We start from the raw sequence: 24,379 nt of genomic DNA on the forward strand, positions 1-24,379 counted from the left end.
TCCATACCGGCCGGTCGGTAGGCTCGCGACATGGACTTCGCCTTCGACTCCGTCACCGAGGACCTGCGCGCGCGCATGCTGCTTTTCATGGACGAATGCGTCTACCCGGCCGAAGCGGCCTTCGAGGAACAGGCGGCGGCGAGCGGGTGGGGGGCGCCGCCGATGCTCGCCGACCTGAAGGAGGAGGCCCGCAGGCGCGGCCTGTGGAACCTGTTCCTGCCGGGTGAGCACGGCGCGGGACTGACCAACCTGCAGTACGCGCCGCTCGCCGAGATCATGGGTCGCAGCCCCGCGATCGCGGCGACCGCCACCAACTGCGCCGCCCCCGACACCGGCAACATGGAAGTGCTGACCATGTTCGGCAGCGACTGGCAGCGCAAGGAGTGGCTGCGACCGCTGCTCGACGGCGAGATCCGCTCCGCGTTCGCGATGACCGAGCCCGACGTCGCCTCCTCCGACGCGACGAACATCGCCACCTCCATCACCAGGGACGGCGACGAGTACGTCATCAACGGCCGCAAGTGGTTCATCTCCGGCGCGATGAACCCGAACTGCAAGATCCTCATCGTGATGGGCAAGACGAACCCCGACGCGCCCAAGCACCGCCAGCAGAGCATGGTGCTCGTCCCCCGGGACACACCCGGCGTGCACATCAAGCGCGGGATGCACGTGTTCGGCTACAGCGACGCCGACCACGGCGGCCACGCCGAAGTGGTGTTCGAGGACGTGCGGATCCCAGCCGAGAACCTCATCGGCGAGGAGGGCGGCGGCTTCGCCATCGCCCAGGCCAGGCTCGGGCCCGGCCGGATCCACCACTGCATGCGGCTGATCGGCATGGCCGAGCGGGCGATCGAGCTGATGTGCCGCCGCGCGCTGGCGCGCACCGCCTTCGGCAAGCCCGTCGCCCAGCAGGGCGTTGTCCAGGACTGGATCGCCGAGTCCAGGATCCGCGTCGAGCAGCTCAGGCTGCTGGTGCTCAAGACCGCCTGGCTGATGGACACCGTCGGGAACAAGGGCGCGCACACCGAGATCCAGGCGATCAAGATCTCGACCCCGATCACCGTGGAGTGGATCCTGGACAAGGCCATCCAGGTGCACGGCGCCGGCGGCGTCTCGCAGGACTTCCCGCTGGCCGCGCTCTGGGCGGGCGCGCGCTCGCTACGCCTGGCCGACGGCCCGGACGAGGTGCACAAGCGGTCGCTGGCCTACCGCGAGCTGAAGAGGTACATGTGAACGGGACGCAGATCAAGGAGCGGGTGGCCGCCTTCCTGGCCGCCCATGACCCCGGCGGCGACCGGCTGGAGTTCCTGCGGGCCAGGTTCGACGCCGGGCTCGCCTGGGTGCACTTCCCCGAGGGCCTCGGCGGCCTCGGGGTCTCCCGCGAGCTGCAGCAGGTCGTCGAGCGGGAGCTGGCGCACACCCCGCAGCTCGACGGCGGCCGGCAGGGCATCGGCCTGGGCATGGCCGCGCCGACCATCCTCACCTTCGGCACCGAGGAGCAGAAGCGCAGGTTCCTGCGCCCGCTGTGGACGGGCGAGGAGATCTGGTGCCAGCTCTTCAGCGAGCCCGGCGCCGGCTCCGACCTGGCCACGCTGGGCACCCGGGCGGTCCGCGACGGAGACGAGTGGATCGTCGACGGGCAGAAGGTGTGGACCTCCGGCGCGCACCAGGCCCGGTGGGCCATCCTGGTCACCCGCACCGACCCCGAGGTGCCCAAGCATCGTGGCCTGACGTACTTCGTCTGCGACATGCGGGCCCCCGGCGTCGAGGTCAGGCCGCTGCGGCAGATCACCGGCGAGGCGGAGTTCAACGAGGTCTTCCTGACCGGCGTGCGGCTCGGCGACGACCTGCGCCTCGGCGAGGTGGGCGACGGCTGGCGGGTCGCGCAGACCACGCTGATGAACGAGCGGGTCGCCATCGGCGGCGCGCCCGTACGGCGCGGCGGCGGCATGATCGGCATCGTCGCCGACGCCTGGCGCGACCACCCCGAACTCCGCGACCACGACCTGCACCAGCGCCTGCTCTCACTCTGGGTGGAGGCCGAGGTCACCAGACTGTCCGGGGTACGGCTGCGCGAGCAGCTCGCCGCCGGCGAGCCCGGCCCCGAAGGCTCGGGGATGAAGCTGTCGTTCGCCAAGCTCAACCAGGCGCTGTCCGGTTTCGACGTCGAGTTCCGCCGCGACCTCGGCTACGACGACTACGCCTTCCGCCGCTCCGACTCGGTCGACTTCTACGGCCGCGGGCCCGGCTACCGCTACCTGCGGGCCAAGGGCAACTCCATCGAGGGCGGCACCTCGGAGATCCTGCGCAACATCATCTCCGAACGGGTTCTCGGCCTGCCCAGCGAGCCCCGCATCGACAAGGACGTGCCCTGGAAGGACCTGCCGCGATGACCCTGCTGTACACCGAGGTCGAGGAGGAGCTGCGGGCCGCCGTACGCGGGCTGCTGGCCGACCGGTGCCCGCCCTCGGCGGTGCTGAAGCGGATCGAGTCGCCCGAGCCCTGCGACCTGGAGCTGTGGAAGACCCTGTCCAGGGAGATCGGGGTGGCGGGCCTGCTGGTCCCCGAGGAGTACGGCGGAGCCGGGGCGTCGGCCCGCGAGGCGGCGGTCGTGCTGGAGGAGCTGGGCAGGGGAGTGGCGCCGGTGCCGTTCCTGACCAGCTCGGTGCTGGCCACCGACGCGCTCGTCCGGGTCCGGGCGGGTGAGTTGCTGACCCGGCTCTCCGGGGGTGAGATCACCGCCGCGCTGGTCGTACCGTTCGGGGCCTCGCCGTACCGGGGGCTCGACGGGACCGTCACGATCGTGGACGGGCGGCTGGGCGGGAGCGTGCGGGCGGTGGCCGGGGCCGAGGTGGCCGATGTGCTGGTGGTGCCGGTGGGCGGCGAGCTGTACGCCGTGGATCGGGGTGACGCGCGGGTCGAGGTGGGGGTCTCGTTCGACCTGACCAGGCCGGTCGCCACGGTCACCTTCGAGGACTCGCCCGCGACCGCGCTGGGCCTGTGCGATGTGCGCGAGACGCTCACGCTGGGGGCGGCGCTGCTGGCCTCCGAGCAGCTCGGTTTGGCCGAGTGGTGCCTGGAGACGACGATCGCCTACGGCAAGGAGCGGTACCAGTTCGCCCGGCCGATCGGCTCGTTCCAGGCGATCAAGCACCGCCTCGCCGACCTGTGGCTCGACGTGGTCAGGGCGCGCGCCGCCGCGCGCAACGCCGCCGACGACCCCGCGCCGCTGCCGGCCGCGGTCGCCCAGGCATGGAACGGGGAGGTGGCCGTGCGGGTGGCGGAGGAGGCCGTGCAGTTGCACGGCGGGATCGGGATGACCTGGGAGCATCCCCTGCACCTCTACCTCAAGCGTGCCAAGGCCGACGAGATCGCCCTCGGTACGCCCGGCGACCATCGGGCCGCGCTGGCCTCACTCGCCGATCTGCCCGGCCCCGAGGCTGGTCAGTAGCAGGTCGGCGAAGTGCTCGCCCACCTGGGCGCCGGACAGCGGCCCGTCCGCGTGGTACCAGGTGCCCAGGTGGTGGACCGAGCCGAAGAAGTAGTCGACGACCAGATCGGCCGGCACCTGGTCGCGGAAGACGCCCTGGCGCTGGCCCTCGGTGACCAGGTCGCGGAAGCGCTCGTGGTAGCGGCGGCGCTCGGCGCGCACGCTCTTCTGCGTCTCCGGGGCGAGCAGGTGCATCGACCTGAAGAAGATCTTGGAGTCGTCGAGGTTCTCCGCCGTGGTCTCCACGACGTCGGCCGCCGCGGCGCGCAGGCGCTCGGTCACCGAGCCCGTCCCGTCGGCGATCGCGGCCAGCCGGTCCATCTGCATGCGCAGCACCCGGCCGTAGATCTCGTGCAGCAGGTCGTCCTTGGAGTCGAAGTAGTGGTACATCGCCCCCTTGGTGACCCCGGCGGCGATCACGATCTCCTGCACCGACGTACCCTCGAAACCCCGCTCCGCGAACAGCCGGGTCGCCTCCGCGAGCAGCCGTCGCCGCACCGGCTCGCTCGCCTGATCCTGCGCCACCCGCGCCACCTTCCCCGTCTGACTTCGCCCTAAGCATACCGACTGGTCGGTCGATCGGATGGCAAGTGCCAATTTCGGGTCCTTAGGGTCCCCTTGGTTAATCTGTGGGTATCACATGACCGGCGAGGGATCTTCCGGTGGCGGATCCCAGGGTTTTCTACGTACTTCGGGAGTTTGCCGTGCCCGGTGGCTCAATCTACGTGCAGCAGGACGAGAAGTTCACGGGCTCGTCCCCCCAGTGGTACTACGAGAAGTACTGGCTCGAGGACGCCAAGATCAGGCAGCGATCGAGGGCGATCAAGGCTGCCGTGGGCTTCGTGCTCGGGGTGGCGCTCGCGATCCGCCTCGAGCTCCCCCTGCTCGGCGGCATCGTCCTGGTACTCGCGGCGGCGGGCCTCACGGCCGCCGTCGACTGGCTGCTCTGCTGGCGCGCCTTCCACGCCACCGCCGTGTGGCGCGGCAGGCGCAAGGGCGAAGTGATCACGAAACGGCTGCTGAGGCGCAGTCTCGGCAAGAACGGCTACCGCCTGCTCGACGGCCGCGCGATCAGGGGCCAGGCCTCGATCGACCACCTGGTCATCGGCCCCGCCGGCGTCTGGATCGTGGACAACGAGTCCTGGAGCCCCGACACCGAGATCGCGACCTACAACGGCCGGCTGTTCTTCGGCGAGAAGTACGGCAGCAAGGTGGCCAAGCCGCTCGTCGAGACCGCCGCCGCGTTCGCCGACCTGCTCGGCCGCGAGACCGGGATCACCCTCACCATCCAGCCGATGCTGGCCGTCCACTGCGGGAACCTGCCGCGCGAGGGGATCGTCTCCGCGGAAGGGGTGACGCTGCTCAAACCGCGCCTGGTGGCACGGGTGATCCGCAGCGCCGAGGGCCGGGTGCTGACCGACGAGCAGATCGAACTCCTGGCCCGCACCGCGGCCCGCGAACTCATGCGAGATCCTCGATGAAGGCGGTGAGCTGTGCCACGTTGCGGCACTCGCGCATCGGCACGACCGAGCCGTAGGACGTGGCCAGCGAGTCGCCGGTGTCCCACTGGGCGACGGGCTCCGGGTTGAGCCAGTGCGCGTGCCTGGCTCCGCCCGCCAGCCGCTTCAGCGTGTCCAGGGCGGGCGGCTGGTAGTTCGAGCGGGCGTCGCCCAGGATGAGCAGGCTCGTTCGGGGGCCGATGGCGTCGCCGTACCGCTCGGTGAAGCGCTCGAAGGAGTGGCCGTAGTTGGTACGGCCGAAGCGCACCATGTCGGCCTCGTTCGCCAGGCGGGTCATCGCCTCGACGACGTCCGCGCCCGGGACGAAGAACTTGGTGATCTCGTCGACCGTGTCCACGAAGCCGAACGCGCGCACCTTGGTGAACTGCTCGCGCAGCGCGTAGGTGAGCAGCAGGGTGAAGTGGGCGAAGGAGGAGACCGAGTCGCTGGTGTCGCAGAGGATGACCAGTTCGGGCTTGTGCGGGCGGGGCGGCTTGAAGTGCGTGGTGAGCGGTACGCCGCCGCTCTGCAGGGAGGCGCGCATCGTCCTGCGGAAGTCGAGGCGGCCGCGTTTGCCGTGGCGGTGCTTGATGGTCAGGCGCGCGGCCAGGCGTCTGGCCAGCGGGTGTACCTCCCGGCGCAGTCTGGCCAGGTCGGCCTTGGTGACGCGGAGGAAGTCGAGCTGGTCGAGGGGAGGGCGCACCGAGGAGCGGGCGATGCGGTCGATGCCGGAGTCCTCGGCGATCCTGCGGCGTACGTCGGCGGCGACCGCCTCCTCGAACCTCTTCGTGTTGGCGGCGACCCGCTGGCGTGCGGTCTTCTCGGCCAGGCCACCGCGTTCCCGGCCCGCGAGGACCGCTTGGAGGATGCGGGCCATCAGGGTTTCGGGGGACAGAGCGCGCATGACGCTGTAGGAGAACCAGTTCTGCCTGCCGGGGCCCGCGGGTTGCTGCCCGAATCGCTGGACCATCTCGCGGGCGAACTCCCGCATCTCGGCGTCGGTGCTCTGGGTGAGCAGCTCGGCCAGCTGCTCCCGCAGCTCATTCACCGGCGCGTCCTGTAGGGACTTTTCTCGATTTATCGTGTTATGCAGGCCGGTGGTGGATGGGGGAAACCACAGGTCGAACAGCACGTCGAAGCCCGGACGGTAAGCCGGGCGCTTGACCAGCGTCGCCGCGTACGCGGCGCGCAGCGACTCCCGCTCCGACAGGTCGATCACCCGCAGCGCGTGTACGGCGTCCAGCCCCTCGGCCAGCGAGACGGGCAGCCCCGCCTCCCGGAGCGCATGCACGAACCCCACATGCCGATCGACCAGACTCACGCGCCCTCCTCCGCCACTGGCCCGGTCACGCGACCTTCTCCGCCGCTGCCTCGCTCACGCGATCTTCTCCGTCGCTGCCTCGCTCATGACGGCAGGCCGAGTTCCTTGACCGCGCGGGCGTGGTCGGAGGCGTGCTTGAGCACCACCCCGAGCGTCCCCGCCACCGTGGCCTCGTCCAGGTCGTCCCTGCCCAGCGCGAGCAGCGTGTGCGCCCAGTCGACGGTCTCGGCGATCGACGGCGCCTTCTTCAGCTCCAGCGTCCGAAGCGTGGCCACCGTACGCGCCAGTTGCTCGGCCAGCTCGGCCCTGAGCGTCGGCACCTGGCTGAGCACGATCTCCTTCTCCCGCTCCGGCGACGGATACTCCAGATGCACGTACAGGCAGCGCCGCTTCAACGCCTCCGACAACTCCCGCGTCGCGTTCGAGGTCAGCACCACATACGGCCTGCGCGTCGCGGTGATCGTGCCCAGCTCCGGGATCGTCACCTGGAAGTCCGACAGCAACTCCAGCAGCAGCCCCTCGACCTCGACGTCCGCCTTGTCCATCTCGTCGATGAGCAGCACTGCGGGCCCCGTACTCCGGATCGCCTTCAGCAGTGGGCGCTCCAGCAGGAACTCCTCGCCGAAGATGTCGTCATCGGTGCTGCTCGCCTGGATGCGCAGCAACTGCCGCTTGTAGTTCCACTCGTACAGCGCCCTGGCCTCGTCCAGCCCCTCGTAGCACTGCAACCTGATCAGCTCGGCGCCCGTGGCCGCGGCGACCGCCTTGGCGAGCTGCGTCTTGCCCACTCCCGCGGGGCCCTCGGCCAGCAGGGGCTTGCCCAGGGCGGCGGCGAGGAAGACGGAGGTGGCGATGGCGTCGTCGGAGAGGTAGTCGACGGCGGCGAGCCGCCTGCTCACATCGGCGGGGGAATCGAACATCAATGCTCCTGTCAGGCGGCCGAACTTTATTCTACAGACACCTCCCCCTCCGAGGGGCCGCCGATTCGACCCGGTGGCTTCGTGCCGGTATATTCCTCTCTGCAAGCGCCGCTAGCTCAGTTGGTTAGAGCAGCTGACTCTTAATCAGCGGGTCCGGGGTTCGAGTCCCTGGCGGCGCACAGATGGAAACCCCAGTTCGGTACGCCGAGCTGGGGTTTCTTTGTTGGGGTAGTAGGTTTTCGCCTAATGGTCCTCGTGGTGTGGTCGTGGATGGCCGCGTCGTATCTGGGAGATCGTCGATCTTCCATGAGCGGTTGCTGTCCGTAGCTAATCGTGATGGGTTAGCGACGTTTCGGAGTCTCCCTGTGTGGAACGAGGTGACGGACACACCTACTCGTGAGAGAGTGCAAGTCATGTTGACGATCAATCAGCAGCTAGCCGTGACCGGTGTCGGATACGAGGGCTACGACCTCGACGGGTTTGTCCGCCGTCTGCGTCACGAGGGTGTCGCGTTGCTGGTTGACGTGCGCTTGACCCCGATCTCCCGCAAGCGAGGGTTCAGCAAGAGCGCTCTGCACGCTGCGCTGGCTGATGCGGGGATCGGTTATGAGCACATGCGGGAGTTGGGTAACCCGAAGTGGAATCGGGCCGGGTTCGGGGGTAGCCCGGCGGACCTAGATGCCGCGCGCGGGATCTATGCCCAGTCTCTCGATGGTGATGAGGCTCGCGACTGTTTGGAGCGGATCGCTCGGGCCGCGCGGCAGGGGAAGGTGGCGGTGATGTGTTTCGAGGCTGACGAACACCGCTGCCATCGCGATCTGGTTCTGGAGGCTGTGCGCGAGCGGTTCAGCTACGTGATCTCGGCTTAGGCCGCCGGGGGTAGACGACACCCAGCACGATGAAGCTTCTGGGGTAAGCCTGCTGGTTGCCCACGTAGAAGATCGTATCGCGGTCTGGGGCGCACATCATGTCCCAGAACTTTTCGCGGATTGCTTGAATCACGCTGGCGTCGTCGCGATCGCTGACGGTGCGCTGCAGACCGACGAGTTCCCAGTCGATGATGCCCTGACGGTGGGTGTTGCAGGCCGGGGTGTGGCAGCGGTAGCGGTACCAGGCCTTGAATCGTGGTGCCTGGAGCGCGGACCGAGGTCCGGAGCCCCATAGGGCGCATTGATCCACATAGAGGTTGATCTTCGCCTGTTCCTCGGGCGTCCAGCCTGGATGGGGTTCGATATCCAGGTCGAGGATCTCCTGCGGACGAATGGCTGCCAGCGAGCGGGCGCCTGGGTTTGCTCGGACGCCGTTGAGGAGGTCGCACATGGATTCCTCGACGTAGTCGTCGAGGTACGGCATGCGCTTTTCCCAGCTCTTGAGGTGTCCCACAACCGCGAAGCGGTCCCCGCGTGGCCGCCAGCTCTCGACACGGGGGTCGCGGTCGTTGGGTTTGGCCTCCACGGTGACGATGTCGTACTTCTTGAACTTGCTGTTGGCTTCGAGCTCGCGGTGATTGATGGGGTAGAGGCGGATCCATCCGGGGTTATCGATGTCCAGGCTGAGTCCGGCGACGCAGACGGTTTCACCGTGGGCAGCCGACGGGTTCGGCGCCGCTTTCACCGTGATCAGCACCCTCATTGGCCGGTAGTTGGGCACGCGGGGTTTCGATTGGAGCGTTCCGAGTTCGGGGCCGAACAATGAGTGTTGTGTCATCCAGGGTCCTTCATCCTGACGGCCGACCTTGCCCCCTCTTGCAGAGTAGATTGACGAGATTCTGACGTCTGCACGTTGATCGAAATTGTCCGCTCGCGGCCAGGTTGATCACGAAGGTCCCGGCGTCGCATTGGGCCACATGTACGGAGATAAGGTGCCCAGGTAGAGGCCGTGTCGACGTGGCCAAGCGTGTACGGCTGGGCGGATAGCCCGTGCCCTGCGAGCTCGGCCGCGAGTCGGGTGCCAGCGGTCGCGAGCGCGTGACCGGCGTGGTTGAGGGCGGATCCCAGCATGGTCATGGCGTGTGGGGCGATCCCTGTCCAGGTTGATGTGGTGCTCGGCGGCGAGTGTCGTCACTCGTTCGACGGCTTCCAGGGCCGCTCCATACTCTGCCATGACCGGCCTAGGATGGCAGCTAGGTGCTCCTTCCTCAGCTGTACGGCGGCTTACCCGGATATGTCCTACAGCCGCTCCTGGGCCTCAAGGTTGGCCCCGGGACGTTTTCGGAGCGTGGCGAGGGCGGGCCAATCGTGCGAGAGGTTCAGAGGCGCTTCTATCCATCCGGCTCCGTCGTGGCCAGCGAGTCAGGTTGTCTTGTCAGGCTCATCAGGCCGATGTGGTCCGCGCCTAGGGGGTTCATCTGCGCTTCAGGTGCCAGAAGGTGAGGCCGAGGGCGGTCAGGGCGGCGAGGGCTGCGCCGTACCACCACCAGGGAGGGGTGGGGTTGTAGGGCGGTTCGCCGGTGAGGGTTGGAGGGGTTGCGGGGCCGAGGGCGGTGAGGAGGGCGGGGGTGATCGGGTCTCCGGCTGGTGTGGCGCGCAAGGGGGTGCCGGACTCGATGGGGCGGTTTCCTGAGCAGAGGTCGGTGTGCAGGGGGACGCCGGGGACTGCGGACGTGGTGCTGCTTTCGCGGTCGGTGGCGAAGACCAGGTAGCGGGTGCCGGGGGTGAAGTTGTAGCCGCAGGTGGGGCTCTGGGGGTGGCTGCGGATGTTCAGGGTGGTGTTGGGTTTGCCCTTGTAGATGGCGTCGACGGTGAAGGTGAAGACGGTGGCGTCGGAGTTCACGTGCTCGACGGCGGTCGCGGTGCCGGTGAAGATCGCCGCTGCTCCCGTGGTGATCTCGGTGGGTTCGGGGACGGCGCAGGAGCAGGCGCAGGCGGTACCCGGCAGGGCGATCAGGGACATCGCGGCCAGGAGGAGGGCGGTGAGGGTGCGGCGGATCACATCCGTTCAGACGGATCCACTCGCACCACGGTTCATCGAGCGGGGGCCGCAGGCCGGAACATCGAGGGCTACGCGATCGTGCTGGCCGTGGTGCTGACCGGCTCGTCGGTCGTCAGCGTCGCCTGCGGGCCGATCATCGACCGGGTGGGGAAGACGCGATTCCTGGTGCCCGCGATCGCCGTGTACGGCACCGGCCTCGTGCTGATGGCCCTGGCCCGCGACATGATCCCGGTCATCGCCGCCGGCCTTGTCATGATGTCCGGTTTCATGCTCGTCCTCGCCCCCATCGCGGCGATCGTCCGCGACCATTCGCCACCGGACCGCGCCGGTCACGTCCAGAGGTTGTGGATGGTCTTCGCCATCCTCATCCCCATGATCGCCGGCCCCAGAACGCCTCCGGCCGGCCTGACTCACCAGCGCTGGCGGGCCTCCTCCGCCCAGCCGACCAGGCCGTCGAGGTCGATCCATGCGCCCTCGTCGGTCCTGGCCCGGCCGGAGAAGTGGCCGAAGCACTGGTGGGTCTCGCTGCCCACCACGCCCAGCTCCGTGCGGGACACCTTCTCGTGGAACGGGTGGAAGTCCACCTCCACGCCGGGGCCGGACATCCGCCAGGGCCGCATCCAGTCCCGCCGGTCGTAGCGCCAGGCCAGCTCGTCGCCGATCTTGTGCATCCGGCCGTCGACGAACAGCGCGTTCTCCGTCGAACGGGTGCCGTCCGTCCACTTGCCGCCCAGCTGGATGGCCCGCCCGGGAGCGCTGCCCGCGGCCCAGTTCCAGGTGATCGAGTACGGCCAGCGCCCCCGGCCGTGGTCGAGCACGGCGAAGGAGTCGGCCTCGTCGATGGCGTGCTCGGTCTGGCCGATCGTGAGCGTGCCGCGCACCGGCCTGCCGACGTCCTTGAGCGTGTACTGGAACCGCCTGGGCCCCCACGGCACCACCACGCCGAGCGACTCGTGCCCCTTGGGCAGCGGCACCTCGACGTCGAGCCGTACGCCGGGCGCGACGGCCAGCAGTGACGTGCCCTGGGGGCGCTGGACGATGTCGATGCGCAGGCCGGGACCCCGAGCCGAGGCGGTGCCCGTGCCGCTGCGGTCCGGCAGGACCGTGCCGCGCGCCAGCGGGACCACCACGTCCTTGCTGATCTCCACGCCGGTCGCCCGGTCGAGGACGTAGACGCCGTGCACCCCGGCGTAGTCGAGCGAGGAGGCCACCAGGCCGACGATGTGGGTGGGCGTGACGATCCCCCAGTACTCCCAGCGTTTGGTCCTGCCCCAGCCGCGCAGGTTCGCACGATGCAGCGGACGCCTGCTCCACCCGATCGCCCGGGGGTTGAGACGCCCGTCGGGCAGGCAGAGATCGACGGAGGCGGTGATCTCCCGCTCTTGGGTCGGCATAGCCAGAGGGTAGTGGCGGCCGGGCGGCCTCGGGGGCTACGGGCTCACGGCCCGCTGGTAGGGGGCCAGGGAGGTGAGCCATTCGTCGAGCGAGCCCGACTCCTCCCACAGCTCCCACAGCTCGTTGTCGTCCGCGCGGATGGCCCGCTCCAGCGTGGCGTGCGCCGCCTCGCGCAACGCGCCGGTCGGGGTGAACAGGTTGCGGCAGAGCCACCCCGAGGCGACGGCGTCGTCCTCCGCACCGCGCGACCTGGCCGCGACCAGGCAGGCCAGCGCGACGGCGCCGGACAGCTCGGGCGCCTCCAGGTAGCCGTCGGCGTCGGCTAACTCCCGCATCCCCGAGGCGAGCCCGCCGGCGAGATCCTCGGTGCCGTCGAGCACGCCCAGCGCGTCGAGCGCACCATCGTTGTCGAACGGCCCCACGCCCCACGCTCCCACGCCTACCTCCCACGTCGACCGGCTTCCGGAGAGCTTAGGGGTCACCACCGACAGTTTCAGGAGCCCAGCAGGGTGTGGCAGCAGTGGGTGACGAAGGTGGTCAGGGCGGGCAGGAACGCCACAGCCGCGGGACCGCCCAGCAGGAGGCCCACGGCGAGCAGGCCGGACAGGCGCTCGGTACGGCCCAGCGGAGCCTGCGGGTGAAGCATCCGCCGTACCCGGGTCAGTGCGGTCTGGCCGCCCGCGCCCAGGGTGAACGCCGGAGCCCGGCCCGTGGCCAGGCTGACGAGCGCGGCGGCCAGGTGGACGCGCGGGTGGCGGCGGGCGGCCACGTCGTCGGCCAGCAACTCCACCAGCCTGACCTGCTCCGCCCGTGACCGCTCGAAGAGCGGAACCCCTGGGAACGCCCGTGCCAGCGTCTCCGCTGCGGCGAGCACGAGGTGGTGCCGCCCGCGCAGGTGCGCCCGCTCGTGCGCGAGCACGGCGGCGACCTGCTCGGCGGTGAGGGAGCGCAGCGCCGCCGTGGTGATCACGGTGTGCCCGTGCCGGCCGGGCACGCAGTAGGCCAGCCGCTCGTCGTAGTCGACCACGATCGCGCCGAGGTCGCCGTCGTGCCTGCCGAGCAGCGCGAGCCCTTCGACGTGCCGCCGCCGCTCCCGCCGCGCCCCGAGCACGACCCGCCCGCCGCACCACGCCACCCGGCCCGCCACCAGCCCGGCGGCGGCCAGCCCGACCAGCCCGCCCGTCATGGAGGGGACCCCTGTGGCGAAGGGCGGGAAAGCGGGGGAGCCGGTCGTGAGGGCGGCGGCGCAGGTCAGGAAGAAGCGGGTGAGGGTGTGGCCGAGGCCGGCGGTGGGGACGGCGACGGTCAGGGCCGCGAGCAGGGCGGAGGCCACGGCGGACACTCCGGCCGCCTGCCACATGGCGATCGCCAGTCGGGGGGCGCGCTCCGCCCAGGTAGCCCTGCCCAGCAGCCGGGGAAGGGCCACGGCGGCGAGGACGGCGTACCCGGCCAGGACGGCAGCGGTCATTCGCGGCGGCCCTTGGGCGGGAACACCCGCAGCGCCGCCTCCAGGGCGGTGGCCTCCTCCGGGGTGAGGCGCTCCAGGAAGTGCACGAGCGTGGCCGCCTGGTTGCCGCTCCTGGCCAGCGATTCGCGCATCAGGTCGGCCGTGTACGCCTCCTTGGACGCCACGGTCTCGTAGACGTAGGCCCGGCCGACCGGCTTGCGCTTCAGCAGGCCCTTGGTGTGCAGCTTGTCCATGACGGTCATCACCGTGGTGTAGGCGATCTCACGGTCCGCGCGGAGGTCTTCGAGAACGTCCCTGACCGAGGCGGGGCGGTGGTAGGACCACAGCCGGTCCATGATCGTGGACTCCAGCTCGCCCAGGCCGCGCGCCATGTGAGACTCCCTTCCCGCTACCCGAACCCCTGATGCTACCGGCGGTCGTAGACGTCTCGCCAGCTCCGTCCCGGCTGATCGTCCCGGGCCGTCCGGGGCGTGATGGGCGGCTACTATCCTGGGTCGTAATGAGCCGAGGGGGTGGACGGTGAGGGCGGTCGCGAGGTGGTTGCTGCCCGTCCTGCTGGCCCTCGGCATCTACGGCATGCACACTCTCGGCCACCTCGCTCCCCATAACTCGCCGGCCGTCCACACGCAATCGCACGAAAGGCCGCTGGGTGGGGACATGCCGGGGCTTGATCCGAGCTCTGTGTGCCTGGCCGTACTAACGTCGTTGCTGGTCATGCTGCTTGTCGCGGTCAAGGCGCGCGTGCGGCGGGCGAGCCGCGCGCCCGGGGGCGGGCCTGCCGTGTGGCTCTGTGTCGCCAGGCCGCCGCCGCGGCGTACGGCGGTGCGGCTGGCGCTGGTCTCGGTGCTGCGGATGTAGGCCTGCCCGGTACGGCACGCCAGACATCAACGGAACCACACGGAGATCAGGTACTCATGTTCACGAAGCGATCCGCGCTCGCCGCCGCCATAGCGGCCAGTGCCCTGGTGCTCACCGCCTGTAGCGATGACGGAAAGTCGATGGCCGCCCACGAGGGGATGACGGCCGGCGCGTCGCCGACGTCGGCTCCGGCGTCCAGCGCGGTGTTCAACGACGCGGACGTGATGTTCGCGCAGATGATGATCCCGCATCACGAGCAGGCGGTCGAGATGGCCGACCTGGCCGCCACCCGGGCCGCCGACCCCGAGGTCAAGGAGCTCGCCGAGAAGATCAAGGAAGCCCAGGACCCGGAGATCGCCACGATGGAGAGCTGGCTCAGGGAGTGGGGCAAGCCGGTGCCGACCGGCGGGATGGGTCATGACATGCCCGGCATCATGTCCGAGGGGGACATGAAGAAGCTCGAAGCGGCCAAGGGCACCGAGTTCGACAAGCAGTTCGTGACCATGATGATCGCGCATCACGAGGGGGCGATCGACATGGCCCGTACGGAGGAGGCCAAGGGGGTCAACCCCGAGGCCAAGGCGCTGGCCAAGACGATCGTGACGACCCAGCAGGCCGAGATCGACCAGATGGAGCAGATCCTGGCCAGGTTCTGACCGGTTCGGCGCTCGGCGGCACGCGACCGCCGGGCGCCGTCACCGCAGGCGGGCCAGGCGGTGGCGCACGCCGTCGAAGTGGCGCCGGACGGCGGTGACCGCCGCCTCCTTGTCGGCGCCGGCCACCGCCCTGTAGATGTCGCGGTGGTGGCGGGCGAGGTCGGCCGGGGGCTCGTCCGGGGTGCCGAGCTGGTCGCTGACCTGGTGGTACACGTCCCAGAAGGCGCCCAGCAACTGGCCCACCAGCGGGTTACCCAGTGGCCGGTACAGCATCTCGTGGAAGAGGCGGTCGGTCTCCGGTGAGATCGCGCCCATCCGGGCCTCGTTCTCCATGCGGGACACGACCTCGGCGACGGGGGTCAGGTCGGCGTCGCCGTACAGGTCGATGAGGCGTTGGACCAGGCCGCTCTCCAGGGCCTCGCGGATCTCGACGAGGTGGCCGAGCTCGTTGCGGCCGTCCCGCAGGGTCATCCGGTTGTGGAAGGCGAGTCCGTCGACGAGCCCGCTCAGCGACATCCGCCCGACGAACATCCCGAACCCGTGGCGGATCTCCACGATGCCCACGGCCTGCAGCGCCTTCAGTGCCTCTCTGACCGAGTTGCGGCTGATGCCCAGCTCTTCCATCAGCTCGGACTCGGTGGGCAGCGGGTCACCGGTGGCGAGTCTGCGGCGCAGGATGATGTCCTTGACGGCTTCCTGCACTTCGACGGCGCGGCTCAGCCGACGGGCTGTGGTCATGCGGTTCCCCCGGGAACGTGGACAGGATCGGCAGGGCCCCCGGTCGGACATCCTATGTCGTGCGCGGATGGTTGACCGGGGCGCGGACGCCGTTTAACGTCATAGGACGTAGGACGTCCTATGTTCAGGAGGAGTGTTCGTGAGTTCACTGAACGGTGTGGTGCCCCCGGTCTGCACCCCGCTCACCCCCGGGTACGAGGTCGACGTGCCGTCGCTGGTCAGGCTGGTGGACCACCTGCTGGACGGCGGGGTGGACGGGCTGTTCGTGCTCGGCTCCACCTCCGAGGCGGCGTACCTGCCGGACGCCCATCGCCGGGTGGTGCTCGACACGGTCGTGGGGCACGTGGCGGGGCGGGTTCCGGTGCTCGCCGGGGTGATCGACATGACCACGCTGAGGGTGCTCGACCATGTCGAGGCGGCCGTCGCGGCGGGAGCCGACGGGGTGGTGGCGACCGCGCCGTTCTACGCGCGCACCCACCCCGTGGAGATCGACCGGCACTTCCGGGCCGTCGCCGACCGGGCCGGGATCCCCGTGTATGCCTACGACCTGCCCGTCTCCGTGCACACCAAGCTGACCGCCGACCTCCTCCTCAGCCTGGCCGCCGACGGCGTCCTCGCCGGGCTGAAGGACTCCAGCGGCGACGAGGGCGGCCTGCGCGAGGTGATCCTCCGGCGCGGCGCCGGATTCAGCGTGCTGACCGGCGGGGAACTGACCGTCGACACGGCCCTGTGGATGGGTGCCGACGGCGTGGTGCCCGGCCTCGGCAACGTCGACCCGCACGGCTACGCACGGCTGTTCCGCGAGGCCGCGGCGGGTGACTGGGCGGCGGCCCGAGCCGAGCAGGAACGGCTGCTGCGCCTGTACGAGATGGTGAGGGTGGGCCTGCCCCGCATGGGGGCGGGCGCCTCGGCGCTGGGCGCCTTCAAAGCGGCCCTGCACCTGCGCGGCATCATCACCCACCCGACCACCGCCCTCCCGCAGACCCCGCTGAACCCCGGCGAACGCGACAGGATCTCCGCCCACCTGGCCACGGCCGGCCTGCTGTAAGACGGCTGCCAACGAACCGGCCCCGTCGATCGCGCCCGCCGCACTATTCGAGCAGTCCCCGCAGCGCCTCGCGCTCCTCCTCGGGCACGTAGCCCACGTAGTAGTCGTACATCTTCCGCCTGGCCAGCCGGGCGGCCCGCGGTCCGTCTCCGGCCCGGACGGCTTCGAGGACCTCCTCGTGGTGCCGGATGCTCTCCAGCATCAGCGCCTCGCGGTCGTCCGAGTCGGCGATCTTGTCGGCGATCAGGTTGAGCACGATCGAGCGGACCACGTCGTTGCAGACCTGGATCAGCTTGTTGCGGCTGGCCCTGGCCACGGCGTCGTGGAAGGCGACGTCGGCCGCGCTGAAGGTGTCGTAGCCCACCTGCACGGCCGCGCGCATGGCCTCGACGGCGGCGTCCATCTCCGCCAGTTCCTCGGGTGTGTGCAGCCGCGCGGCCAGCAGGTTGGCCGAGCCGTCCAGCACCATCCTGAACTGCACCAGCTCGCCCAGCGACAGCTCGTCCACCCGGGCCAGCGTGGTCATCGACTTGTGCAGGGTGGCGGGGGAGAACGGCAGCACCTCGGCCCCGTTGGGGTCGCCGGGCCGCGAGCGCAGCAGGCCCCGGGCCTGGAGCACCCGCAGCGCCTCGCGAACCGTCGACCGGCTCACCGAGAACTGCCCCATCAGCTCGCGTTCGCTCGGCAGCCGCTCGCCCGGCCGCAGCTTCCCGCTCTCCACGGCCTGCTCGATCTGCTCGACGATACGTTCGTACGCACGCACTGTTCGTACCGGCTCGAAGCGCGGTCCGCCCATCGCGGCCCCCTTATCAGGACTCTTGACCAGAACGGTCGTGGGCTGGCAGTCTGCAGCCTACTGGTCAGACCAGTGCACTAGCCAGGAGGCTTCAGCATGAGGCGAATCGGCATCTGGGTCGCCGTCGGCGGCCTCCTTCTCAGTACGGCCGCCTGCGGAGGCGGCTCGAATGACACCGGCACGGGCGGGCAGGCCGCCAAGGCCGACTCCCTCGCGGTCGGATTCGTGGCCGAACCGGCCAACCTCGACTTCACCGCCACCGAGGGCGCCGCGATCCCCCAGGCACTGCTCGTCAACGTGTACGAGGGCCTGGTCAAGCTGACCCAGGACGGTCAGATCCAGCCCCTGCTCGCGGAGAAGTGGGAGGTCTCGGACGACCGCAAGACCTACACTTTCACCCTGCGCAAAGGCGTCACCTTCACCAACGGCGCCCCCTTCACCGCCGACGACGTGGTCTTCTCCCTTGACCGGGTCAAGAGCGACTGGAAGCTCAAGATCAAGTCGCAGCTGGACGTCATCGACAAGGTGGAGAAGAAGGACGACACCACCGCCGTCGTGACGCTGAAGCGCCCCAGCAACGGCTGGCTGTACTCGATGGCCACCCGCCTGGGCGCCATGTTCAGCCGCACCGGCGTCGCCGACCTGGCCAACAAGCCGGTCGGCACCGGCCCCTACCAGGTCTCCACCTGGAAGCGCGGCGACTCGCTGCTGCTCGCCGCCAACGACAAGTACTGGGGCACCAAGCCCGCGATCCCGCAGGTCACCCTGAAGTACTTCAAGGACGCCACCGCGATGAACAACGCGCTGCTCACCGGCGGCATCGATGTCATCTCGGCCGTCCAGGCCCCCGAGTCGCTCGGCCAGTTCAGCGACCCCAACCGCTTCCAGACGGTCGAGGGGACGACGAACGGCGAGGTGACGATGTCGATGAACAACTCGCGCCCGCCGTTCAACGACAAGAAGGTGCGCCAGGCCGTACGGCACGCCATCGACCACAAGGCGCTGCTCGACACCGCCTGGGCCGGGCGCGGCCAGCCCATCGGCAGCATGGTGCCGCCCACCGACCCCTGGTACGAGGACCGGACCGGCGACTACGCCTACGACCCGGCCAAGGCCAAGGAACTGCTCGGCGGCAAGACCTTCAACGTCAAGATGCGCATCCCCAACCTGCCCTACGCCGTGGCCTCCGCCCAGGTGGTCAAGTCGCAGCTCGCGCAGGTGGGCATCACCGCCGAGATCGAGCCGCTGGAGTTCCCGGCCCGCTGGCTGGACGTGGTGTTCAAGCAGGGCGACTACGACCTGTCCATCATCAACCACGTCGAACCCCGTGATCTCGGCATCTTCGCCGACAAGTCCTACTACTTCCGCTATGACAACCCCGAGTTCGGCAAGCTGCTCGCCGCCGCCGACGAGGGCACCGAGCAGGAGCAGAGCGACACCATCAAGCAGGCCGCCAAGCTGCTGTCGGAGGACGCGGCGGCCGACTGGCTGTTCCTGTTCCCGAACCTGATCGTCGCCAAGAAGGGCATCACCGGCCTGCCGAAGAACGCCATCGCCGAGTCCTTCGACTTCACCGGCCTCGCCAGGCAGTGATTCTCTTCCTGCTCAAGCGCGTCGCGGTGCTCCTGGTGAGCACCGCGATCGCCGGGGTGGTCGTCTTCGCCTTCATGGCGTTGCTGCCCGGCGACCCGGCCGAGGTGGCGCTGGGCGTGAACGCCACCCCCGAGGCGGTGGCCGCGCTGCGCGAGCAGTTCGGCACCGACCGGCCGCCCGTCGCGCAGTTCCTCGACTGGTTCGGCGGGCTGGCCACCGGTGACTTCGGCACCTCCTACGTCACCAGCACGCCGATCGGCCCGCAGATCGCCGACCGGCTCGGCGTCACCGCCGTGCTGGTGATCGGCGGCATGCTGATCGCCCTGGTCGTCGCGGTGCCCGCGGGCACCTTCGCCGCGGTCCACCACCGCAACCCGCTCGGCGCCGCCATCAGCGCCTTCAGCCAGGTGGGCATCGCCATCCCGGCCTTCCTCGCGGGCATCCTGCTGGTGTTCGTCTTCGCGGTCCAGGCGCAGGTGCTGCCCTCGGGCGGCTACGTGCCGATCTCGGAGGACCCGGGCGCGTGGCTGCGCGGCCTGCTGCTGCCGTGGCTGTCCCTCGGCATCGTGCAGGGCGCGGTGCTGACCCGCTACGTCCGCTCCGCCGTGCTCGACGTCATGCGCGAGGACTTCTTGCGCACCGCCCGCGCCAAGGGCAGGGGCAGACTCGGCGCCCTGTGGCGGCACGGCCTGCGCAACGCCTCCATCCCCGTGGTCACCGTCCTCGGCCTGCAACTGGCCACCCTGCTCATCGGCGCCGTCGTGGTGGAACGCATCTTCGTCATCCCCGGCCTCGGCGACCTGCTGCTCAACGGGGTGGCCGGACGCGACCTGCTGCTCGTCCAGGGTGTGGTGATGGTGCTGGTGGTGGCCGTACTCGTGATCAACTTCGTGGTGGACGCGGCTTACGCGCTGCTCGACCCGAGGCTGCGGGGTGCCCGATGAAAGGACGCGTCAACGCCGGCCTGATCGCCGGGGGCCTGCTCGTCGGGCTGGTGGTGCTGGCCGCGCTGGTGTCGTTCGTGTGGACGCCGCACGACCCCACCCTCGTCGACGCCGCCCGCAAGCTCCAGCCGCCGGGCGACGGCTACCTGCTCGGCGCCGACAAGTTCGGCCGCGACACCCTCAGCCAGCTCATGGTCGGCGCCCGCACCACGCTCTACGTGGGCATCGTCGCGGTCGGCATCGCCGCGCTGATCGGCACCCCGCTCGGCCTGATCGCCGGGATGACGCCGCGCGGCTGGCTGTCGGAGCTGATCATGCGGATCAACGACCTGGTCTTCGCCTTCCCCGCGCTGCTGCTGGCCGTGATGCTCGGCGCCGTCTACGGGGCGAGCACGCTGACCGCGATGATCGCCATCGGCGTGGCCACCGTTCCCGCGTTCGCGCGGATCGGCAGGGCGGCGACCATGCAGGTGATGGTGACCGACTACGTCCTGGCCGCACGGGCCGCCGGACGGCGCCGGAGCGCGATCGCCGTACGGCACGTGCTGCCGAACATCGGCTCGGTGCTGATCGTGCAGGCGTCGGTGTCGTTCGCCATCGCCATCCTGGCCGAGGCGGCGCTGTCGTTCCTCGGTTTCGGCACCAGGCCGCCCACCCCGTCGTGGGGGCGGATGCTGCAGGAGGCGCAGGAGCTGCTGTTCTCCACGCCGCGCCTGGCGCTGTGGCCGGGGGTGGCGATCGCGCTGGCCGTACTCGGCTTCAACCTGCTCGGTGACGGGCTGCGCGACTACCTCGACCCGAAGCTGAGGAGGGCCCATGCTGGACGTTGAGGGCCTGTCCGTCGCGGCGGGCTCGCTGGAGCTGGTGCGCGAGGTGTCGTTCTCGATCGCGCCCGGCGAGCGGGTCGGGCTGATCGGCGAGTCCGGCTCCGGCAAGTCACTGACCGCGCTGTCACTCATGGGCCTGCTCCCCGAGGGCGTCTCCGCCACCGGCCGGGCCCGCCTCGACGGCCACGACCTGGTCGGCGTACCCGAACGCGAGCTGAAGTCGCTGCGCGGCCGGGTCGCCTCCATGGTCTTCCAGGAGCCGATGACCGCGCTCAACCCGACCATGCGGGTCGGCGCGCAGGTCACCGAGGTGATGACGCTGCACGGCAGGCCCCGCGCCGCCGCCCGCGCCCGCGCCGTCGAACTCCTGGAGCGGGTACGGCTCCCGCACCCCGCCCAGATCGCCCGCTCCTACCCCCACCAGCTCTCCGGCGGTCAGCGCCAGCGGGTGATGCTCGCCATCGCCCTGGCCAACGAACCCGGCCTGCTCATCTGCGACGAGCCCACCACCGCGCTGGACGTCACCGTCCAGCAGCAGATGCTGGAACTCATCGTCGAACTGGCCCCCGCCCTGCTGTTCATCACCCACGACCTGGCCGTGGTCGCCTCGGTGTGCGAGCGGGTGCTGGTCATGTACGGCGGGCGGGTCGTCGAGAGCGGCCCGATGCGCGAGGTGTTCACCCGCCCCCGCCACCGCTACACCGAAGGGCTGCTGGCCGCCTCCCGGCTCACCCCGCGCGGCACCCGGCTGCCGACCATCAAAGGGACCGTCCCCTCGGCCGGGGAGTTCCCCGACGGGTGCGTGTTCCGGAACAGGTGCGTCCACGCCTCCGGCGAGTGCGTCACCGAGCCCGCGCTGACAGGAGACGGCCATGCCCACGCATGCTGGCACCCCGGTGATTGAGGCCACCGGCCTCACCCGCGTCTACCGCCGTCCCCGCACCTCGCTGACCAGACCCGGCGAAGCCGTGCACGCCCTGCGCGAGGTGTCCCTGACCGTCGGCGCGGGGGAGCGGTTCGGCATCGTCGGCGAGTCCGGCTCCGGCAAGTCCACGCTGCTCCGGCTGCTGTGCGCGCTGGACCGGCCGACCAGCGGCTCCATCAGGTTCGAGGGCCGGGAGATCGCCGGGCGGCCCGAGCGGGAGCTGCGGTTCCTGCGGCAGAGCCTGCAGATCGTCTTCCAGGACCCGATGAGCTCGCTGAACCCGCGCATGCGCGTCCGCGACCTCGTCGCCGAGCCGCTGGTCGCGCTCGGCACGCCGGTCGGCGACCGGGTCGGCGAGCTGCTGGAGGAGGTCGGCCTGCCCGCCTCGGCCGCCGACCGCTACCCGCACCAGTTCTCCGGCGGGCAGCGCCAGCGCATCTCCATCGCCCGCGCGCTCGCCCCGCGACCCAAGGTGCTGGTCGCCGACGAGCCGGTCAGCGCGCTCGACGTCTCGGTACGCGGCCAGATCCTCAACCTGCTCGCCGACCTGGTCGACTCGCACGGGCTCACGCTCGTCTTCGTCTCGCACGACCTGTCCGTGGTACGGCACGTCTGCGAGAGCGTCGCGGTGATGAACCAGGGCGAGATCGTGGAGACCGGGCCGGTGGACCGGATCTGGTCGGATCCGCAGCACCCGTACACGCGGACCCTGCTGCGGGCCGTACCCACACTGGAAGGACTGTTTTGACCGAGATCGATGCCGACGGTGTGGTGGAGTTCACCCAGGAACTGGTCCGCATCCCCAGCACCAACGACCCGGCCAAGGGCCGCAACGAGCTTCCGGCCGCCGAGCTGGTCGCGGCCAGGATGCGTTCGTGGGGCTGGGAGCCGCAGATCTCCTTCGCCGCCCCCGGACGGCCCAACGTGGTGGCCGTCGTCGAGGGCGGCGGCGGGGACGGGCCCACGCTGATGTTCGAGGGCCACACCGACGTGGTCACCGAGGGCGACCTTTCCACCTGGACGGTCGACCCGTTCGGCGGCGAGATCCGCGACGGGAAGCTGTGGGGGCGGGGCAGCGCGGACATGAAGTCCGGCGTGGCCGCCATGCTCTACGCCGTTCGCGCGCTGCAACTCGCCGGACCGTTCCCCGGCCGGATCAAGGTGTGCGCGCTGGCCGACGAGGAAGGGCTGATGATCGGCGCCCACCACTTCGTCTCCTCCGGCCTCGGCGCCGACGTGGACGGCGCGATCGTCGCCGAACCCGAGGCGGGGGAGATCTGCGCCGTCGCCAAGGGGGCGCTGCGGCTGCGGGTCGACTTCGCGGGCCGGATGTCGCACGGCGCGATGCCGCAGCACGGGCGCAATCCCGTCCAGGCGGCCGGCGCGCTGCTGGTCGCGCTGCGCGCCTACCAGGACGAACTGCAGGCCCTGCACCCCGCGCACGAGCACCTCGGCGAGGTGTACGTCACGCCGACCGTGGTCCAGGCGGGCGCCGAGGAGCAGGTCAACGTCATCCCCGCGACGGCGTCGGTGTACATCGACGTGCGAACCGTGCCCGGGCTCGCGCACAAGTCAGTCGCCGACCACGTCGACGGCCTGGCCACCGCCGCGGGCGCGCCCGACGGGGTGACCGCGCGGGTGGAGATCCTCGTGGACCGCCCGCCCGTGGACGTGCCCGTCGACCACCCGGTGGTCGCCGCCCTCGCCGCCGCGCACACCGCGGTCACGGGCGAGCAGCCGGTGTACGGCGGCGTGCCCGGCTCCACCGACGGCACGGTCCTGACCCACTGGGGCGGCATCCCGTCGGTGGTGTACGGCCCCGGCGGCAAGTGGATCGCCCACCAGTCCGACGAGTACGTCGAGGTCGACGAGATCGTCCGCTGCACCCGCGTCTTCGCCGAAGCCGCCCGCGTGTTCCTCGGCGGATCGTCATGAAGGCCGGTCCCACCAACTCGCTGGTGGACGTGGCCGGACTGCGGGTCGGGCACGCGCACCGCGTCGGGGACGGCTACCGGACCGGGGTGAGCGTCGTCCTGGCCCCGCCCGGCGGCATGGTCGCCGGCGTGGACGTCCGCGGCGCCGCGCCGGGCACCCGCGAGACCGAACTCCTCGATCCCCGCAACCTGGTCGAACGCATCCACGCCGTCACCCTGTCCGGCGGCAGCGCGTACGGCCTGAGCGCGGCCTGCGGCGTGATGGAACGCCTGGCCGACGCCGGGGTGGGCTTCCCCGTCGAAGGCGGAGTCGTCCCCATCGTCCCCGCCGCCGTCATCTACGACCTGGGCAGAGGCGGCCACTTCCGCGCCGTCCCCGACGGCCTCCTCGGCGCCGCCGCCTACGACGCGGCCATCGCCTCGCTTCCCGCTGCCACCGGGGGTGACGCCTTCGCGTCCGCCGCGACGCTCAGCGGGTCCGTCGGCGCGGGCGCGGGCGCGGTCGCCGGGGGTCTCGCGGGCGGCGTGGGCACGGCCAGCGCCGTCCTCCCCTCCGGCGTGACGGTCGCCGCCCTCGCCGTGGTCAACGCCGCCGGGTCCGTCCTCGACCCCTCCGGCGGCTTCCTGTCCGGCACCCGCTACGGCCTGCCCGGCGAGTTCGACCACGTCCGCGAGCCCGCCGCCGAGGACTACCAGGCGTGGCGGCCGGCGAAGGTCACCTCGTTCAACACCACGATCGGCGTCGTCGCCACCGACCTCACGCTGTCCAAGGCTCAGTGCGGCAAGCTCGCCGGAGTCGCCCACGACGGCCTCGCCCGCGCGATCCGCCCCGCCCACACCATGGTCGACGGCGACACCGTCTTCGGCCTGGCCACCTGCGCCCGGCCCGCCCCCGACGGGACCGACCTGCACGACATCCTGGCCGCCGGCGCCGACGTCTTCAGCCGGGCCGTCGCCCACGCCGTCCTGTCCGCCACCGGCCGCGAGGGGGCTCCTTCCTACCTCGACGTCTTTCCCAGCGCCAAGGAGCGATGAC

27 protein-coding genes and 1 tRNA gene are annotated in these 24,379 nt (G+C 70.4%); 16 read left to right on the forward strand and 12 right to left on the reverse strand.

The genetic code is table 11. From position 1 onward, the window contains the following. Positions 1-30 precede the first annotated feature (30 nt). The 3 genes from ABZ911_RS22515 to ABZ911_RS22525 are packed head-to-tail and all read left to right on the forward strand — an operon-like array spanning position 31 to position 3,451. Positions 31-1,233 (forward strand): acyl-CoA dehydrogenase family protein, encoded by a 1,203-nt coding sequence (locus ABZ911_RS22515; RefSeq protein ID WP_358058912.1) that lies wholly within the window; start codon positions 31-33, stop codon positions 1,231-1,233. Next, positions 1,230-2,393 (forward strand): acyl-CoA dehydrogenase family protein, encoded by a 1,164-nt coding sequence (locus tag ABZ911_RS22520; RefSeq protein WP_358058915.1) that lies wholly within the window; start codon positions 1,230-1,232, stop codon positions 2,391-2,393. Before ABZ911_RS22515 ends, ABZ911_RS22520 begins: the two co-directional genes overlap by 4 nt. Further along, positions 2,390-3,451, forward strand: coding sequence for an acyl-CoA dehydrogenase family protein (locus tag ABZ911_RS22525; protein WP_358058918.1), 1,062 nt, complete (start codon positions 2,390-2,392; stop codon positions 3,449-3,451). The genes ABZ911_RS22520 and ABZ911_RS22525 overlap by 4 nt, the downstream gene beginning before the upstream one ends. On the opposite strand, the gene ABZ911_RS22530 is transcribed toward ABZ911_RS22525, so the two are convergent. After that, positions 3,413-4,015: a TetR/AcrR family transcriptional regulator gene (locus tag ABZ911_RS22530; RefSeq protein WP_358058921.1), complete on the reverse strand. Its 603-nt coding sequence runs from the start codon at positions 4,013-4,015 to the stop codon at positions 3,413-3,415. The two genes, ABZ911_RS22525 and ABZ911_RS22530, sit on opposite strands and share 39 nt — an antisense overlap. Positions 4,016-4,194: 179 nt before the next feature. On the opposite strand from ABZ911_RS22530, the gene ABZ911_RS22535 reads away from it, so the two are divergent. After that, a complete protein-coding gene (locus ABZ911_RS22535) occupies positions 4,195-4,971 on the forward strand; it encodes a nuclease-related domain-containing protein (RefSeq protein WP_358058924.1) in 777 nt (258 codons plus the stop codon). On the opposite strand, the gene ABZ911_RS22540 is transcribed toward ABZ911_RS22535, so the two are convergent. Continuing rightward, on the reverse strand, positions 4,952-6,310 hold the full coding sequence (locus ABZ911_RS22540) for a VWA domain-containing protein (RefSeq protein ID WP_358058927.1): 1,359 nt from the start codon (positions 6,308-6,310) through the stop codon (positions 4,952-4,954). The two genes, ABZ911_RS22535 and ABZ911_RS22540, sit on opposite strands and share 20 nt — an antisense overlap. Before the next feature lie 83 nt (positions 6,311-6,393). Continuing rightward, positions 6,394-7,230, reverse strand: coding sequence for a MoxR family ATPase (locus ABZ911_RS22545; protein ID WP_358058930.1), 837 nt, complete (start codon positions 7,228-7,230; stop codon positions 6,394-6,396). 105 nt (positions 7,231-7,335) lie between these two features. Here ABZ911_RS22545 and ABZ911_RS22550 point away from each other — a divergent pair. Continuing rightward, positions 7,336-7,409 (forward strand) — tRNA-Lys (locus tag ABZ911_RS22550). 234 nt (positions 7,410-7,643) lie between these two features. Beyond that, complete coding sequence (locus ABZ911_RS22555) at positions 7,644-8,099, forward strand: DUF488 domain-containing protein (RefSeq protein WP_358058933.1); 456 nt, start codon at positions 7,644-7,646, stop codon at positions 8,097-8,099. Here ABZ911_RS22555 and ABZ911_RS22560 read toward each other — a convergent pair. From ABZ911_RS22560 to ABZ911_RS22590, 7 genes are all read right to left on the reverse strand, one after another. Further along, on the reverse strand, positions 8,077-8,862 hold the full coding sequence (locus tag ABZ911_RS22560) for a hypothetical protein (protein ID WP_358058936.1): 786 nt from the start codon (positions 8,860-8,862) through the stop codon (positions 8,077-8,079). The two genes, ABZ911_RS22555 and ABZ911_RS22560, sit on opposite strands and share 23 nt — an antisense overlap. A gap of 711 nt (positions 8,863-9,573) precedes the next feature. Beyond that, positions 9,574-10,161 carry a hypothetical protein gene (locus tag ABZ911_RS22565; protein WP_358058939.1) on the reverse strand — a complete coding sequence of 196 codons (588 nt, stop codon included), beginning with the start codon at positions 10,159-10,161 and terminating at the stop codon, positions 9,574-9,576. Positions 10,162-10,229: 68 nt separating this feature from the next. Continuing rightward, positions 10,230-10,415, reverse strand: coding sequence for a hypothetical protein (locus ABZ911_RS22570; protein WP_358058942.1), 186 nt, complete (start codon positions 10,413-10,415; stop codon positions 10,230-10,232). A gap of 156 nt (positions 10,416-10,571) precedes the next feature. Continuing rightward, positions 10,572-11,555: a DUF2804 domain-containing protein gene (locus tag ABZ911_RS22575; protein WP_358058945.1), complete on the reverse strand. Its 984-nt coding sequence runs from the start codon at positions 11,553-11,555 to the stop codon at positions 10,572-10,574. 36 nt (positions 11,556-11,591) lie between these two features. Then, the gene (locus ABZ911_RS22580) at positions 11,592-11,993 is read right to left on the reverse strand and encodes a DUF4259 domain-containing protein (protein ID WP_358058948.1); all 402 of its coding nucleotides are present in this window, start codon (positions 11,991-11,993) and stop codon (positions 11,592-11,594) included. Positions 11,994-12,049: 56 nt separating this feature from the next. Continuing rightward, positions 12,050-13,024, reverse strand: a complete 975-nt coding sequence (locus tag ABZ911_RS22585; protein ID WP_358058951.1) for a M48 family metalloprotease — start codon at positions 13,022-13,024, stop codon at positions 12,050-12,052. Next, positions 13,021-13,395: a BlaI/MecI/CopY family transcriptional regulator gene (locus ABZ911_RS22590; RefSeq protein ID WP_358058954.1), complete on the reverse strand. Its 375-nt coding sequence runs from the start codon at positions 13,393-13,395 to the stop codon at positions 13,021-13,023. The genes ABZ911_RS22585 and ABZ911_RS22590 overlap by 4 nt, the downstream gene beginning before the upstream one ends. A 148-nt stretch (positions 13,396-13,543) precedes the next feature. Between ABZ911_RS22590 and ABZ911_RS22595 the strand changes: the two genes are divergently transcribed. Beyond that, positions 13,544-13,882: a hypothetical protein gene (locus ABZ911_RS22595; protein ID WP_358058957.1), complete on the forward strand. Its 339-nt coding sequence runs from the start codon at positions 13,544-13,546 to the stop codon at positions 13,880-13,882. Between the two features lie 56 nt (positions 13,883-13,938). After that, a complete protein-coding gene (locus tag ABZ911_RS22600; RefSeq protein ID WP_358058960.1) occupies positions 13,939-14,538 on the forward strand; it encodes a DUF305 domain-containing protein in 600 nt (199 codons plus the stop codon). 39 nt (positions 14,539-14,577) lie between these two features. Here ABZ911_RS22600 and ABZ911_RS22605 read toward each other — a convergent pair whose 3' ends face one another. After that, on the reverse strand, positions 14,578-15,276 hold the full coding sequence (locus tag ABZ911_RS22605) for a FadR/GntR family transcriptional regulator (protein WP_358058963.1): 699 nt from the start codon (positions 15,274-15,276) through the stop codon (positions 14,578-14,580). 139 nt (positions 15,277-15,415) lie between these two features. On the opposite strand from ABZ911_RS22605, the gene ABZ911_RS22610 reads away from it, so the two are divergent. After that, on the forward strand, positions 15,416-16,324 hold the full coding sequence (locus ABZ911_RS22610; RefSeq protein ID WP_358058966.1) for a dihydrodipicolinate synthase family protein: 909 nt from the start codon (positions 15,416-15,418) through the stop codon (positions 16,322-16,324). A 43-nt stretch (positions 16,325-16,367) separates the two neighbouring features. Here ABZ911_RS22610 and ABZ911_RS22615 read toward each other — a convergent pair whose 3' ends face one another. Beyond that, positions 16,368-17,120 (reverse strand): FadR/GntR family transcriptional regulator, encoded by a 753-nt coding sequence (locus tag ABZ911_RS22615; RefSeq protein ID WP_358058969.1) that lies wholly within the window; start codon positions 17,118-17,120, stop codon positions 16,368-16,370. Between the two features lie 96 nt (positions 17,121-17,216). Here ABZ911_RS22615 and ABZ911_RS22620 point away from each other — a divergent pair, with 96 nt between their 5' ends. The 7 genes from ABZ911_RS22620 to ABZ911_RS22650 are packed head-to-tail and all read left to right on the forward strand — an operon-like array spanning position 17,217 to position 24,378. Then, positions 17,217-18,713, forward strand: coding sequence for an ABC transporter substrate-binding protein (locus tag ABZ911_RS22620; RefSeq protein ID WP_358058972.1), 1,497 nt, complete (start codon positions 17,217-17,219; stop codon positions 18,711-18,713). Continuing rightward, the gene (locus tag ABZ911_RS22625; protein ID WP_358058975.1) at positions 18,710-19,657 is read left to right on the forward strand and encodes an ABC transporter permease; all 948 of its coding nucleotides are present in this window, start codon (positions 18,710-18,712) and stop codon (positions 19,655-19,657) included. The genes ABZ911_RS22620 and ABZ911_RS22625 overlap by 4 nt, the downstream gene beginning before the upstream one ends. Next, positions 19,654-20,487, forward strand: a complete 834-nt coding sequence (locus tag ABZ911_RS22630) for an ABC transporter permease (protein ID WP_358058978.1) — start codon at positions 19,654-19,656, stop codon at positions 20,485-20,487. Before ABZ911_RS22625 ends, ABZ911_RS22630 begins: the two co-directional genes overlap by 4 nt. Beyond that, positions 20,474-21,388: an ABC transporter ATP-binding protein gene (locus ABZ911_RS22635; RefSeq protein WP_358058981.1), complete on the forward strand. Its 915-nt coding sequence runs from the start codon at positions 20,474-20,476 to the stop codon at positions 21,386-21,388. The genes ABZ911_RS22630 and ABZ911_RS22635 overlap by 14 nt, the downstream gene beginning before the upstream one ends. Beyond that, a complete protein-coding gene (locus ABZ911_RS22640) occupies positions 21,357-22,157 on the forward strand; it encodes an ATP-binding cassette domain-containing protein (protein WP_358058984.1) in 801 nt (266 codons plus the stop codon). The genes ABZ911_RS22635 and ABZ911_RS22640 overlap by 32 nt, the downstream gene beginning before the upstream one ends. Continuing rightward, on the forward strand, positions 22,154-23,344 hold the full coding sequence (locus tag ABZ911_RS22645) for a M20 family metallopeptidase (RefSeq protein ID WP_358058987.1): 1,191 nt from the start codon (positions 22,154-22,156) through the stop codon (positions 23,342-23,344). The genes ABZ911_RS22640 and ABZ911_RS22645 overlap by 4 nt, the downstream gene beginning before the upstream one ends. Further along, the gene (locus ABZ911_RS22650) at positions 23,341-24,378 is read left to right on the forward strand and encodes a P1 family peptidase (RefSeq protein WP_358058990.1); all 1,038 of its coding nucleotides are present in this window, start codon (positions 23,341-23,343) and stop codon (positions 24,376-24,378) included. Before ABZ911_RS22645 ends, ABZ911_RS22650 begins: the two co-directional genes overlap by 4 nt. The last annotated feature ends 1 nt before the right edge of the window (position 24,379 follow it).

Source organism: Nonomuraea sp. NPDC046570, assembly GCF_040645915.1.
GTDB lineage: Bacteria > Actinomycetota > Actinomycetes > Streptosporangiales > Streptosporangiaceae > Nonomuraea.

Excerpts from the sequence above, each read along its gene's own strand:
- ABZ911_RS22515 (WP_358058912.1), top strand. The coding sequence starts at position 31 with ATGGACTTCGCCTTCGACTCCGTCACCGAGGACCTGCGCGCGCGCATG.
- ABZ911_RS22525 (WP_358058918.1), top strand. The coding sequence starts at position 2,390 with ATGACCCTGCTGTACACCGAGGTCGAGGAGGAGCTGCGGGCCGCCGTA.
- ABZ911_RS22545 (WP_358058930.1), bottom strand. The coding sequence starts at position 7,230 with ATGTTCGATTCCCCCGCCGATGTGAGCAGGCGGCTCGCCGCCGTCGAC.
- ABZ911_RS22555 (WP_358058933.1), top strand. The coding sequence starts at position 7,644 with ATGTTGACGATCAATCAGCAGCTAGCCGTGACCGGTGTCGGATACGAG.
- ABZ911_RS22560 (WP_358058936.1), bottom strand. The coding sequence starts at position 8,862 with ATGAGGGTGCTGATCACGGTGAAAGCGGCGCCGAACCCGTCGGCTGCC.
- ABZ911_RS22570 (WP_358058942.1), bottom strand. The coding sequence starts at position 10,415 with ATGACAAGGCCGGCGGCGATGACCGGGATCATGTCGCGGGCCAGGGCC.
- ABZ911_RS22575 (WP_358058945.1), bottom strand. The coding sequence starts at position 11,555 with ATGCCGACCCAAGAGCGGGAGATCACCGCCTCCGTCGATCTCTGCCTG.
- ABZ911_RS22585 (WP_358058951.1), bottom strand. The coding sequence starts at position 13,024 with ATGACCGCTGCCGTCCTGGCCGGGTACGCCGTCCTCGCCGCCGTGGCC.
- ABZ911_RS22590 (WP_358058954.1), bottom strand. The coding sequence starts at position 13,395 with ATGGCGCGCGGCCTGGGCGAGCTGGAGTCCACGATCATGGACCGGCTG.
- ABZ911_RS22600 (WP_358058960.1), top strand. The coding sequence starts at position 13,939 with ATGTTCACGAAGCGATCCGCGCTCGCCGCCGCCATAGCGGCCAGTGCC.
- ABZ911_RS22605 (WP_358058963.1), bottom strand. The coding sequence starts at position 15,276 with ATGACCACAGCCCGTCGGCTGAGCCGCGCCGTCGAAGTGCAGGAAGCC.
- ABZ911_RS22615 (WP_358058969.1), bottom strand. The coding sequence starts at position 17,120 with ATGGGCGGACCGCGCTTCGAGCCGGTACGAACAGTGCGTGCGTACGAA.
- ABZ911_RS22620 (WP_358058972.1), top strand. The coding sequence starts at position 17,217 with ATGAGGCGAATCGGCATCTGGGTCGCCGTCGGCGGCCTCCTTCTCAGT.
- ABZ911_RS22630 (WP_358058978.1), top strand. The coding sequence starts at position 19,654 with ATGAAAGGACGCGTCAACGCCGGCCTGATCGCCGGGGGCCTGCTCGTC.
- ABZ911_RS22635 (WP_358058981.1), top strand. The coding sequence starts at position 20,474 with ATGCTGGACGTTGAGGGCCTGTCCGTCGCGGCGGGCTCGCTGGAGCTG.
- ABZ911_RS22640 (WP_358058984.1), top strand. The coding sequence starts at position 21,357 with ATGCCCACGCATGCTGGCACCCCGGTGATTGAGGCCACCGGCCTCACC.
- ABZ911_RS22650 (WP_358058990.1), top strand. The coding sequence starts at position 23,341 with ATGAAGGCCGGTCCCACCAACTCGCTGGTGGACGTGGCCGGACTGCGG.